This is a genomic window from Pseudomonas sp. M5, from assembly GCF_016907075.1.
GTDB classification, from domain to species: domain Bacteria; phylum Pseudomonadota; class Gammaproteobacteria; order Pseudomonadales; family Pseudomonadaceae; genus Aquipseudomonas; species Aquipseudomonas putida_E.
In genome coordinates, this window is the sequence record NZ_JAFBBH010000001.1 from 1650038 (window position 1) to 1662602 (window position 12565).

Genomic DNA, 12565 nt, shown 5'->3' on the forward strand with positions numbered 1-12565 from the left:
GCTCATTCCTGGGTGATCCGCTGCAACTCCCGGCGCACCATGGCGACGTAGGGAGGCGGGCCTGATTGATAGAGCTGGGCCGCCACCCAAGTCAACCAGGCGGCCTGCATCTCATCGCGCCGCGCCAGCAAACGTTCTGCCTGAGCCACGGCCATGGCCTTATGTTGTCGATGGAACGCGGCACGGCTGCCATCCGCCTCCTGCCCCTCGTTCATTCACTCGCCTTGAACGTGGTCAACTCGCCCTTGCGCCATTTTGCGACCTTACCGGTCACGGCCTTGAGCAGCTTGCCAAGGCCCTCTTGGACTTGCTGTTGAGCCGCGAACACCAGCATTACGCCTTGGCCTTCACGGAACACGATACCTTCACCCTCCGGCACCGAGACAAAGGCATAGTCCCCCACGCCGTAGACGTTCAGTTTGATCTCACGAAAGCGCATTTCCAACTTGCCGCCTTCACGACTGGGCAATACGGCAGCACGAAAGTGGTCACCCACCTTCAATTCCAAACGCTGCTTGTCATCGACCACCAACGCACTCTCGGTGTCGATTTCGGCCATATAGAGGCCTTCAGGGTTCTGCTCGGTGACATAAACGAAGCGGCCCTGAAACAGCTTGGCCAACTTACCGCGCAAATCGCCAAGGGCGAACAAAGCGTGGGTATCCAGAGTACTGACTGCCAATGAAGTAATCCTCAAACCGGTAACATCCGCCCCCACTCACCACCGGTGAGGCACGGCCCTTTCATTTCGATAGGCGAAAAGAGTAATGAAGCGATGTGCATAACGTCTGTGCCTTCTGGCTATACAGCATGGAGGAAACTTTACTCCTGCTTGCCAGACTTTGCCCAAATGGCGGGTTTAGGCACATTCCCCAACCGGGAAGCGTAATGCCCTACAACTATTCCGTCAGAAAAGATGCGATAGATAACGCCAGGCCCTTCGGCAGAACGGGCTCTGCAATCCATCAGCGCATTACTGGGAAAGAAATATGCACGAAAACACAGAAACACGTCGAGAGGCAAAGCGCATTTATTCTCGCTCCATACCGCGTTACGTCGTCATACCTGCCGGCATCGAGTTCTTCCACGTCACTGAAAGCGCTACCGGCAGAGTAAAGGGGTTTCGACGTCGTCACCATGAAGCCTGCGAACTGGCCCGTAGCCTCGAAAACTGAACCACAGTCAGGCAGCGCGGCCTTTCTCCAGCTGTTTAAGCCAGGCCGCCTGACACTCCAGCGCCTCACCACGTGTTGCATACGCAGTGCCGCGACGCTCGCCATTCACCAGCACCACCCAACATACTCGGCGGCCCAGCGCCTGCAGGGTAGCGGGCACACCTGAGCCAATCATCACGGCCACATCGACTCGGCTATTCATCATTCCCTCCGGAATTTACTTAGCAACCTAACGATAGAGCCATGATACGCCCGCCAACACGCCGGAGAAAGCCAACATTGGTACAGCAGTATTGCGCCAGCAGCAACAAAGTGGCCGGTACAAGGTAGCAAGCGCAAAAAGCCCCAAGGATCGCTCCGTGGGGCCTGGCACACAACGCTCGGTCAGATCTGGCGCTGGTGGCGATCGAGCTGCTCGTGGCGCTCCTGGGCTTCGATGCAGTACTTGGTGGTCGGGCTGATCAGCAGGCGCTGCAGGCCGATCGGCTCACCACTGTCGTCACACCAGCCGAAGCTTTCGTCAGCGATACGGCCCAAGGCCATTTCCAACTGCGGTAGCAGGCGCTGGTCACGCTCGATGGCATTTACCAGCCAGTGACGTTCTTCTTCGACCGAGGCCACGTCGGCAGGATCCGACGGGGTATCCAGGCTTTCGATAGTGGCACGGCTCAGCTCGATGCGTTCATGGGTTTCTACTTTCATCGCCTGCAACAGGCCAGTGAAGAAGGCCAGTTGTTCAGCGTTCATGTAGTCATCGGCCGACATGGCCAGCAACTGTTCCTTGGTCATCGATTTCTCTATGAAAAAATGTGCATTTGGGCGATTCGTGTGTCGCCGACACCTGGGCATCGGCACCAGAATTCTTCAAGCGCCAATCGGCACTCTTTTGCAGGGGGCGGCAGTCTAAGGCCCCTCGTCGCAAGGGGCAACACCAATGACGGGGTAATTGAGCGAAATGACGTGGTTTGCGCCTGACGGGGGCGGTTTGCCGATTCGCGGTACTGCTGGCAGTACATCTGTATAGCCCCGACCCATCCCTCAGACGGTTTCATGGCGCCCTTCTCACACAAAGATCCCAGCCATGACGCCCTCTATCAGACTCCCACGCAGCCCCACATTGCCTTGCGCCGTTGCCGACAGGTTCGCAAGCCGCCCCACTCTGTTCGAAGTGGCTGCACGACTGTTGGTCGAGCACTGGCATGACTATGGCCTGGATACCCGCCTCGACCCATTGTCCCTGCAATTGGCCAGTTTCGGGCAGGTGGAGGATACAGCCTACATACGCCCTTTGTACCAGGTGCTGGTAGAGCGCTATTGCCGGCGCGAAACACTCAACCTGACTGCAAAGCAGGACGTACTCTGTCGCAACCATATGGTCGACCCGTCTCACCCCGTTCCGGTTGACCTACATGCGCTCGAAAAGCTCTTGAACGACTGCGGGCCCATCCTACTGGATACCTACCGCAGCGCGATCATTGACTACTGGTGCGACGCAGACAACCAAGGGGAAACCCCTTGGTTGTGGCTCGCCCGGCACCTGCAGGGGCTGCTGCGCAGTGCCGCCGAACAAGCCAGCGCCGAGGACCGGCTGGTCGCTGCAGAACCAGCACTCAAGTCCTTGTCCAAAGGAGCGGCCGGGCCTGCCGACCTGCTCACCCTTTCCAGCAGCCAAGGCATTTCCATCAAGACACTGGCATGCAACTTTTCCGCCGACTGGCAGCAAGACCCCTTCCTCGCCAGCGCTCTGCTGATCGAACGTGCCGAGGCACCTGGCCAACAGCCCTTTACCCTGTTGTTTACCCCAGTGGGGCGGCTACTGTCGTTTTCTTCGCGCGCACAGTTGCTGGAGGGCATCGCTCGGCACTGGCCAACAGTCTTGGCCAAGTCGCCGCCAACCGTGCACCTGGGCACTCCCGAGGGGCAGTTGTTCCACGCCCAAGCCGCAAACCTGCTGCAGCAACAACTGGAAGGCATGGACCTGGCCGCCTCTGCCTTCAATGACCAAAGCAGCGCGCAGCAGCTTGCCGACGCCCTGGATCGCCTCACCTCCATGGCGCATATATGCAGCATCAAAGACCAGGCCCGCCAGGAAGCGCTAGCCAACCAGTTGCCACGCTGGATACAGAATGCAGCGCCCCTGGCCTTGATCGTTTATAGCTCGATGCTTAGGGATGTCGCTCGTAACACCTTCCAGGCCGAGGGCAGGACTTGGTTGAGCGGCGTGCCAAACGCACAGGCGTTTGCCTGCGAGCGCCTGGCCGAACTGATCCGCCGTGATCACCCGGAGTCCACCTTGGTTCCAGCAGCTGTGCGCGTGATCAATCATCAGGTTACCTCGACTGGGATCCCGCTTCCTGGCGAAATATCCAACGGTGGGGCCATCAAACCTGTCAGCTTTACCCTGGCACAGCTGGCCATCGCCAATCTAGGGCTGCTCCGACCTGGCGAAGTCACATTGGAAACCACAGACGGTCAAGCCATACCTGGCTGGCTCGACACGCTGGCACTGCGCGCCCTGATAACCGAGGCGGACATTGGTGCCACCTACCCTGCGCGGTTACGCGCGCTGCTGCTCGATGACGTGAAGACGCGCGCCAGCCGCGAAAGACTGTTCGCAAAACAGCTGAGCACACAACTGCCAACAAAGATCATGAGCAGTTACCTTGAGCATGGTCGGCCCACGCCGACGGCAGTGCTGGCAACGGAGCAGGTCTTCGCGCCCCTGCCCAACGAGCACAGCACGTGGGTATTGCGGCCCTTGGGTCTGCTGCGAACGATGGACGCGGCCGCCGATCATCCGCTCAACACCTGGCTCATCGAGGATGACTCCCTGAAATGCACACGTTGCCTGCTGTACCGCCCCCTGCACAGCGAGCCAGTAGTGGAATACGCCGACCGCACCGCTTTACTGGTGGCTATCGGGGAGGCCGGCGAGCTGCAGGATGATGTGCTTCATCGCCTGCCTGAGCTGGACCAGCGCATCTATGCCCACGGTGGCTTCAGGGAACCACACCTGTTCCACCCTCTGGACGATGACTGGGCGGTACCGTGGGGCAAGCCAGCACCCGTTACCTTGTCGCGCGAAGCCGCCATAGCCAATCCTGCGCGTGTCATTTACCAGGCCTGCGTGCTGGAGACCCTGAGCAACTTCAAGGCGCAATCGGCAAGCAGCGCGCAATCCCGCTGGCAGCGCTGGGAGGAACTGGGCTGGTTGCTGCTCAACACCGTATTACCGTTTGTCGAAGGGCCGCTGGCCGAAGCAGCCTGGCTGGCTCAGATGGAAACTGCATTCGCTCGCCTGTTTGTTGCCAGTGATCAAGCCGGGGCAGATAACCACACGGGCGACTGGATCCAACTGTTGGTCAATGTTGCTTTTCTGATCTTCACCCATACCATGAAGCGGCAGGAACTGGATCACCCGCTGGACGCACTTCATGCGCCTGGCCAACCTGATGTATCAGTATCGGTTCCTGTGGTGCTTACCCGCCCGACTCCGGCACAACTCGACTTCAGTTGGGCTCAGCCCACGCTCAGGCTTGACAACAACCAGGCCCGAGCGCTTGCCGCCCTGCGTTCAGATGTATCACCAACGGCGCTCGGCTCGCCGACTCCGAGTGGACCGATGCGTGGCTTGTACGTGCATGGCGGTCACCTCCTGGTGCAGATCGAGGCCGCGGTGTTCAAGGTTCAGTTGGACACGACGCTTGACCAGTTGCGTATTGTTGGCGGCGAGAAGGATGAGAAACCAGGACCATTGCTAAGACGCGACGAGGCGGGGCGCTGGCAACTGGACCTGCGCCTGCGTCTGCGTGGCGGCATGCCGCCTTCCAAGCGGATCGCCCAGCTTCGGGAAGCGCGTAAACAGAAGACTCAGGAGATGATCGAACGCGTGGCGAACGACTCTAAGAGCATCGCAGACCAATTGCCTTATCTGGACAAATTGCGCGATCTGGCAAAGCGTTCAGATGAACGGAGGGTGCTACAAAACTGCCTCGCCAAATTGCAGGCCTTTGAAACGTTGGTAAATGAACATATTCAGCGCTTTGAGCAACTGAATGAACTGGCGCCTGTGGCCGACTACAAGTCCAAGCGCGCCGGCACGCTCTATCATCACCTCAATTGCCAACTGCAAGTCAGTGATGTGCTAATGCGCCTATACAAACCCGAGCGAGCTCATCTGTTGGACATGATCGAGCACAAAAGCAAGGAGACACCGCAGGACCAGGCCATTCTTGCAACGCGGCTGGGTAACTTGGCACCACTGATCGATAGCCTGTTCGACAACGCCACCGCGTTCAATCTGACCCTGGAACAGCTACGGCAGCTGGCCAGCCCTTCGCTACCCAGTGCAATGAAGATGGTGGAAAAACTGCAGCAGTTGAAGCAAACCCCGCAAGGCAGATCGTCGCCCTTGCACTGGCGCCTGATGCGCATCGAAAACTGTATCAACCGCTTGGCGCTGGAGCCACTGGACGATGCGGGCCAATACTGGCTCAACCGTACATGGGGCAACCTGGAGTTGGCCATCGGCCAGCAGTTGCAGTTGAACAAACGGATCAACGCCAGTGACGAAGCCAAGCGTCGCTTGCTGGAAAATATCGTACAGCATCTGCAAAGTGCCAAACGCCAGGGGCTGAACCTGCAAAGTCAGTTCGACGAGCCTGCGATCCCCCCGGCCTTGATTACTTTACGTAGTGATATCAGGGAGTTGACCACAAACACGGTCAGCGAGCTCGCAGAATACCCCGAGCTGCCCCAAAGTAGCTCCGTAAGGCAGCTCAGCCAGCATTTGCCCGGCCTTATCGAAACCCGCGATGATGGGTTGCTGCTGGGCCAACCGCGTACCGACGACAACACCATCATCGATATTCCTGGCAGCGATGACGGCGCGGTTGTACGCAGTTACAAGCGAGAGAATGAGCAATGGCTGCCTACTCCTGCAGAGCAGCACAGGCCGGGGCCTCAGCCCCCCAGGAAGCTCAAAACACTGTTCAAGGAAAGCAACAAGCGCCTGGCCAGCGCCAGAAAGAGCCTGGCCGTCATGCAAGGCATCAGGGCCGACACCTGCCTGCCAGTGGAGATCGAGGAGATACTACTGCAGCATCGCGATGAACTTGACCGTCAACGCGCGGCGATCGAGCTGCGCTTGACCCGCGACAACCAGACTGACGAAAGCACTCACGGTGAAGATGCCGCACTGATCATAAAAGACATCGAAGACGTGTCGGCTACGCTGACGAAGCAGGCGGTCGAGCAGCGAACACGTGTAGCGCTTTTGCAAAAGCCACGGATGGGTGAGCTAAGCTTTTTGCTCGAACATCATCAGGTACTAATCCGTAGCACTGGACCTAGGCGGCAACTGGCAAAGGTTGCAGGGCGGCCTGCTGATTACCTGCAAGAATACGCCATCAGCCATGATGGCACTGACCTCTGGTTCGCACATTTCCATTATCCGGACATTGATGCGGAGCGAACCGCCTACACCGCCGGGCATCTGAAAGCGGCAGAACAGCGCTATGCACAGGGCCGCCTCATAAAGGACGCGTCCGGGCCTGCGGTCGAGGTGTACCGCAGCCCGATCGACCTGGCTGCGGCCAAGCAGTACTTCTTCAACCATTAGCCGTGATCTCCGGCAGGGGCAGTTTCGCTGCACCTGCCGGCACTGGTCAGCAGTCCTTGAACTGCGCATCACGCTTGGCAATGAAGGCAGACATACCTTCCTTCTGGTCTTGAGTTGCAAACGCCGCATGAAACACCCGACGTTCGAAGCGCACGCCTTCACTGAGAGTGACTTCAAAGGCCCGGTTGACGCTTTCCTTGACCATCATGCTCACCGGGATCGACTTGCCAGCAATGGTGGCAGCCACCTTCAATGCCTCCTCGACCAGTTCGGCCTGTGGCACCACGCGCGCAACCAGGCCTGCACGCTCCGCCTCCTCAGCCCCCATCAGACGCCCCGTCAGGCACAGTTCCATGGCCTTGGCCTTGCCCACGGCCCGGGTAAGGCGCTGGGTACCACCCATGCCCGGCAGTACGCCCAGATTGATTTCCGGCTGCCCGAACTTTGCGTTGTCGGCCGCCAGAATGAAGTCGCACATCATCGCCAGCTCACAACCACCGCCCAACGCAAAACCCGATACCGCAGCGATGATCGGCTTGCGGCGATTGGCAATACGATCGGCATCACTGAACAGGTCATCGACGTAGATCTGCGGGTATTTGAGCTCGGCCATTTCCTTGATATCGGCACCGGCGGCAAAGGCTTTGGCAGAACCGGTCAGCACCACGCAGCCGATATTCGGGTCACGCTCGAGCTGGTCCAGGGCCTGGTTGATCTCACTGACGATCTGCGCGTTGAGCGCATTGAGCGCCTGGGGCCGGTTAAGGGTAATCAGGCCTACCTTGCCGTGGATATCCAACAGGATGGTTTCGAATGCCATGCAGACTGCTCCTTCAAAGATTGCGCGCAATGACCATGCGCTGAATGTCGCTGGTGCCTTCGTAGATCTGGCAAACCCGCACGTCGCGGTAGATCCGCTCCAGCGGGAAGTCACTCAGATAGCCATAACCGCCTAATGTCTGCAAGGCATCCGAACAGACCTTTTCGGCCATTTCCGAGGCGAACAGCTTGGCCATCGACGCTTCCACCAGCGCAGGGCGCCCGGCATCGCGCAATGCTGCGGCGTGCAGCACCATCTGCCGTGCCACGGCGATTTTGGTAGCCATGTCCGCCAAGCGGAAGGCTACCGCCTGGTGCTCGATTAAGGGTTTACCGAAACTGCAACGTTCCTTGGCGTAGTCACGGGCCACTTCGAACGCAGCACGGGCCATGCCCACCGACTGCGAGGCAATGCCGATACGCCCGCCCTCAAGGTTGGCCAGGGCGATCTTGTAACCCTGCCCCTCCTCGCCCAGACGATTGGCAACTGGAACGCGCACATTGTCGAAAACGATCTGGCAGGTGTCGGATGCGTGCTGGCCGAGCTTGTCTTCGACCCGCGCCACCTGGTAACCCGGTAAGTCGGTGGGCACGATGAAGGCGCTGATACCACGCTTGCCTGCCTCTGGGTCGGTGACAGCGAAAACGATCACCACACCGGCGTTCTGCCCGGAGGTAATGAACTGTTTGCTGCCGTTGAGCACATAGTGGTCGCCATCCAGCCGCGCACGGGTTTTCAGGCTGCTGGCATCGGAACCGGCCTGGGGCTCGGTGAGGGCGAATGCACCGATCATCGACCCGCTGGCCAGCGGTGCAAGGTACTGCTGCTTTTGCAGCTCGCTGCCGAACTTGAGGATGGGCACGCACCCTACCGAATTGTGCACACTCATGATGGTCGAGCAGGCGCCATCGCCAGCAGCGATTTCTTCCAGGGCCATGGCATAGGCCACGTAGCCGGTGTCACTGCCACCATACTGCTCGGGTACCAGCATGCCGAACAGGCCGAGTTCGGCCATCTCCTGGATCGCTTCCCAGGGGAAGCGGTGTTCCTTGTCCCATTGTTCGGCAAAAGGCTTGAGGCGTTCCTGGGCAAAAGCCCGGACCGCATCGACGATCTGTTGTTGCTCGTCAGTTACCAACATGGTTCACCTCAATACAGACATTCGACAGCCATGGCCGTGGCCTCGCCACCGCCGATGCAGATGGCCGCAACGCCGCGGCGTAGGTTGTTCTGGCGAAGGGCCGACAGCAGGGTTACCAGGATCCGCGCGCCCGACGCGCCGATCGGGTGCCCCAGGGCGCAGGCACCGCCATGAATGTTGACCTTCTCGTGAGGCAGGTCGAGTTGCTTCATGGCGGCCAAGGTGACCACGGCAAAGGCTTCGTTGATCTCGAACAGGTCGACCTCGGCCAGATTCCAGCCAGTGCGCTTCATCAGTTTGTCGATAGCGCCGATAGGCGCCGTGGGGAACAGTGCCGGCGCGTCGGCGAAGGCAGCGTGCCCATGGATCACAGCCAAGGGCGTCAAGCCGCGCTGCTGCGCCTGGGAGCGGCGCATGAGCACCAGTGCCGCAGCGCCGTCGGAGATTGAACTGGCGTTGGCGGCAGTTACGGTGCCGCCCTCACGGAACGCCGGCTTGAGTTGAGGGATCTTGTCCAGGCGCGCCTTGGGAGGCTGCTCGTCGTCCTTGACCAGGCGCTGTTCCTTGCCTTCGCTGACCTGTACCGGAACGATCTCGGCGCTGAAGCGGCCTTTGCTGATCGCCTCTTGGGCGCGGGTCAACGAGGCGATGGCGAACTGGTCCTGGGCTTGGCGGCTGAACCCGCCGGCCTGGGCGCAGTCCTCGGCAAAGGTGCCCATCAGGCGGCCCTTGTCGTAGGCATCTTCCAAGCCGTCCATGAACATGTGGTCGATGATCCTGCCGTGGCCCATGCGGTAGCCGCCACGGGCTTTGTCCAGCAGGTAGGGCGCGTTGGACATGCTCTCCATTCCGCCCGCCACGACTACATCGGCAGTGCCGGCCAGTAGCAGGTCATGCGCCATGATCGCGGCCTGCATGCCAGAGCCGCACATCTTGTTGAGGGTCGTGCACGTGGTGTGCTTGCCCAGGCCGGCGCCCAGCGCAGCCTGGCGCGCGGGGGCCTGGCCCAGGCCTGCCGGCAACACACAGCCGAACAGCACCTGCTCGACACTGGCGGCATCCAGCCCGGCACGCTCGACCGCAGCGCGAATCGCTGCAGCGCCCAATTGCGGCGCGGTAAGGCTTTTCAGGTCGCCTTGCAGGCCGCCCATGGGCGTGCGCACGGCGCTGACGATGACAATCGGATCATTGGCGAGGGTCATTAGGGTCTCTCCTTACTTGGCAGCCATGCGCAGCGCACCGTCGAGGCGGATCACCTCGCCGTTGAGCATGCTGTTCTCGATGATGTGGCGGGCCAGCGCCGCGTATTCGCCTGGCCGCCCCAGGCGCGGCGGGAACGGCACCCCGGCGGCCAGGGAGTCGCGCACTTCCTGGGTCATGCCGGCCATCATCGGGGTTTCGAAAATACCCGGGGCGATGGTCATCACACGAATGCCGTAACGCGCCAGCTCGCGGGCAACCGGCAATGTCAGGCTGGCGATGGCGCCCTTGGAGGCGGCGTAGGCAGCCTGGCCTATCTGACCGTCATAGGCGGCGATCGAGGCGGTATTGATGATCACCCCGCGCTCGCCGCTTTCGTCGGCAACGCCTTCGGCCATCGCAGCAGCGGCCAGGCGCAGCAGGTTGAAGCTACCGACCAGATTGACGTTGATGACCTTGGCGAAACTGGCCAGGCCGTGTGGCCCTTGTTTGCCCAGCACTTTTTCGGCACCGACGATGCCCGCACAATTGACCAGCCCGTGCAGGCTGCCAAAAGCCGTTACAGCGGCATCGACGGCGGCCTGGGCCGCTTGCTCGTCGCTGATGTCGGCGACCGCAAAGCGGGCGTTGTCACCCAGCTCGCGGGCCTTGGCCTCGACGGCCTGGGCATTGAGGTCAACCAACATGACCTTGGCGCCGGCCTCGACCAGCATCTGCGCGGTGGCAGCCCCCAGCCCGGAAGCTGCGCCGCTGACGATAAAGTGTTTGTTGGCGATGTGCATGATCGGGTTCCTTTCAGGCGCGGGCAGGGGTGGCCTGTTGCGCTTGTTGTTTGGCAACTTCCTGATTGCGCAGGATGAAGCGTTGCAGCTTGCCGCTCGGGGTCTTGGGCAGCTCGCTGACGAATTCGATTTCCCTGGGATAGGCGTGGGCATACAACCGCTGGCGAACGTGCTGGCGCAGGGTCTCTTCCAGCTCGACACTACCGTGCACACCGCTGGCCAGCACCACAAAGGCCTTGATCAGTTCGGTGCGCTCCGGGTCCGGTTTGCCGATCACTGCGGCTTCGATCACCGCCGGGTGCTCGATCAGTGCGCTCTCCACATCGAACGGCCCGACGCGGTAGCCAGAGGTGGTGATCACGTCGTCGCTGCGGCCGACGAAGCTGATGCTGCCGTCGGTGTTCAACTCGACGGTATCGCCGCTCAGGTAATACTTGCCGACGAAGGCCTTGGTGGGCAGGCCGTGATAGCCACCGAACCAGCAAAGCGGCGACTGCTCCCGATCCACTGCCAGAATGCCAGGCTGCCCGGCGGGCAATTCGGCGCCCTGCTCGTCCAGCACCACGATGCGGTGACCTGGGATGGCGAAGCCGGCAGACCCTGCCCGCACGGGATGCTCAAGGCCGTGGTGGTTGCACAGCACCATGCCCAGCTCGGTCTGCCCGTAGTGGTCATGGATGGTCACGCCCAACTCATCGGCGAACCAGCGGATCACCTCGGGGTTGAGCGGTTCACCGGCACTGCTGACGACCCGCAGGCGGCCCTGGACCGGCGTTGAGAACGCCTTGCCAGCGCCGATCAGCAAGCGATATGCGGTGGGCGAACCTGCCAGGTTGGTGATGCCCAGCTTGTCGATCACCCGCGCGCAGCTTTCGACACTGAACGGGCCATCGTAGAAGGTGGTGGCGTGGCCCAGCGACAACGGCCCGGTGACCGCGTAGTAAAGGCCATAGGCCCACCCTGGGTCGGCCAGGTTCCAAAAGTTGTCTTGTGGCTGCAGGCCAATGGCATCGCGCATGTAGCCCTGGAACGCGACGATCGCGCGTAGCGGCACTTCCAGGGGTTTGGCAGGGCCAGTGGTGCCCGAGGTGAACATCAGCAGGAAGGGATCGTCGCCCGAGCGCATGACTGGCTCGCAATCGGCAGGGGCGGCATCGAGCAGGCGCTGGAAGTCCAGTTCACCCTCCTCAGCGCCGACGATGATCGGCACGGGGCACACGGCCAGATCGTCCAGCTTGGCGCGGTTGCCACGGTCGGTGACCACCACCTTGGCATGCGACTGCTCCAGGCGGTGCTCGATAGCTTTGGGGCCAAAGGCAGTGAACAACGGCTGGTAAACAGCGCCCAGGCGCCAGGTGGCGAGGATGGTCACCAGCAACTCGGGGGTGCGTGGCATCAGCCCTGCTACCCGGTCACCGGCCTGCACGCCTTGGGCCCTCAGGACATTGGCAAAGCGGGACGCCATGGCTTGCATCTGCCCGAATGTGTAGAGCCTGCCATTGCCCTCGCGGTCCTCGTAGACCAGGGCGATACCACCTTGGGCCACATGGCGGTCACAGCATTCGACGCAGGCATTGAGGGCTGCAAGACTGCCGTGCAGGCCCATTGCGGCCTCGGCATGATTGAATGAAAGGACGGCGTCGCCATACTCGCGCATCGTCAGACTCCTGGGTTCTTATTGTTGGAGTGCACCATTGGTCTGACGATGTTCGCGCCGCCTGCCTACCTGGGCAATGGCCAAAGCTGTCAATCTGAATGAGCGTTTTGGCCGCGTGGCTTCTCAGCCTTCGCGATGCGCCAAGCGCCCGCCGGAGCATTGCTGGTGCA

At 60.9% G+C, this 12565-nt stretch carries 10 protein-coding genes; 1 reads left to right on the forward strand and 9 read right to left on the reverse strand.

Annotated elements, in window-relative coordinates:
* Positions 1–2: 2 nt before the first annotated feature.
* From JOE27_RS07620 to JOE27_RS07635, 4 genes are all read right to left on the reverse strand, one after another.
* Positions 3–215 carry a hypothetical protein gene (locus JOE27_RS07620; protein ID WP_115274318.1) on the reverse strand — a complete coding sequence of 71 codons (213 nt, stop codon included), beginning with the start codon at positions 213–215 and terminating at the stop codon, positions 3–5.
* Entirely contained in the window at positions 212–682 is a 471-nt protein-coding gene (locus tag JOE27_RS07625) for a hypothetical protein (RefSeq protein ID WP_039602828.1), read from the reverse strand. Before JOE27_RS07625 ends, JOE27_RS07620 begins: the two co-directional genes overlap by 4 nt.
* A gap of 500 nt (positions 683–1182) precedes the next feature.
* Entirely contained in the window at positions 1183–1377 is a 195-nt protein-coding gene (locus JOE27_RS07630; protein WP_046785199.1) for a hypothetical protein, read from the reverse strand.
* Between the two features lie 182 nt (positions 1378–1559).
* Positions 1560–1964, reverse strand: coding sequence for a TraR/DksA C4-type zinc finger protein (locus tag JOE27_RS07635; protein WP_043213866.1), 405 nt, complete (start codon positions 1962–1964; stop codon positions 1560–1562).
* Positions 1965–3051: 1087 nt separating this feature from the next.
* Between JOE27_RS07635 and JOE27_RS07640 the strand changes: the two genes are divergently transcribed.
* The gene (locus tag JOE27_RS07640; protein WP_204918444.1) at positions 3052–6795 is read left to right on the forward strand and encodes a DUF6543 domain-containing protein; all 3744 of its coding nucleotides are present in this window, start codon (positions 3052–3054) and stop codon (positions 6793–6795) included.
* 46 nt (positions 6796–6841) lie between these two features.
* Here the strand turns inward: JOE27_RS07640 and JOE27_RS07645 are convergent, their stop codons facing one another.
* From JOE27_RS07645 to JOE27_RS07665, 5 genes are read right to left on the reverse strand one after another with little or no spacing between them, the layout of a single operon-like run.
* Positions 6842–7615, reverse strand: a complete 774-nt coding sequence (locus tag JOE27_RS07645; RefSeq protein ID WP_115274315.1) for an enoyl-CoA hydratase — start codon at positions 7613–7615, stop codon at positions 6842–6844.
* Positions 7616–7628: 13 nt separating this feature from the next.
* Positions 7629–8756: an acyl-CoA dehydrogenase gene (locus tag JOE27_RS07650; protein ID WP_125924904.1), complete on the reverse strand. Its 1128-nt coding sequence runs from the start codon at positions 8754–8756 to the stop codon at positions 7629–7631.
* Between the two features lie 8 nt (positions 8757–8764).
* Positions 8765–9958, reverse strand: a complete 1194-nt coding sequence (locus JOE27_RS07655; protein ID WP_046785204.1) for an acetyl-CoA C-acyltransferase — start codon at positions 9956–9958, stop codon at positions 8765–8767.
* 12 nt (positions 9959–9970) lie between these two features.
* Positions 9971–10738 carry an SDR family NAD(P)-dependent oxidoreductase gene (locus tag JOE27_RS07660; protein ID WP_115274312.1) on the reverse strand — a complete coding sequence of 256 codons (768 nt, stop codon included), beginning with the start codon at positions 10736–10738 and terminating at the stop codon, positions 9971–9973.
* 13 nt (positions 10739–10751) lie between these two features.
* Positions 10752–12395, reverse strand: coding sequence for an AMP-binding protein (locus JOE27_RS07665; protein WP_204918446.1), 1644 nt, complete (start codon positions 12393–12395; stop codon positions 10752–10754).
* Between the last annotated feature and the right edge of the window lie 170 nt (positions 12396–12565).

Coding starts and splice junctions, on each gene's coding strand:
- JOE27_RS07620 (WP_115274318.1), bottom strand. CDS start 215: ATGAACGAGGGGCAGGAGGCGGATGGCAGCCGTGCCGCGTTCCATCGA.
- JOE27_RS07630 (WP_046785199.1), bottom strand. CDS start 1,377: ATGAATAGCCGAGTCGATGTGGCCGTGATGATTGGCTCAGGTGTGCCC.
- JOE27_RS07635 (WP_043213866.1), bottom strand. CDS start 1,964: ATGACCAAGGAACAGTTGCTGGCCATGTCGGCCGATGACTACATGAAC.
- JOE27_RS07645 (WP_115274315.1), bottom strand. CDS start 7,615: ATGGCATTCGAAACCATCCTGTTGGATATCCACGGCAAGGTAGGCCTG.
- JOE27_RS07650 (WP_125924904.1), bottom strand. CDS start 8,756: ATGTTGGTAACTGACGAGCAACAACAGATCGTCGATGCGGTCCGGGCT.
- JOE27_RS07655 (WP_046785204.1), bottom strand. CDS start 9,958: ATGACCCTCGCCAATGATCCGATTGTCATCGTCAGCGCCGTGCGCACG.
- JOE27_RS07660 (WP_115274312.1), bottom strand. CDS start 10,738: ATGCACATCGCCAACAAACACTTTATCGTCAGCGGCGCAGCTTCCGGG.
- JOE27_RS07665 (WP_204918446.1), bottom strand. CDS start 12,395: ATGCGCGAGTATGGCGACGCCGTCCTTTCATTCAATCATGCCGAGGCC.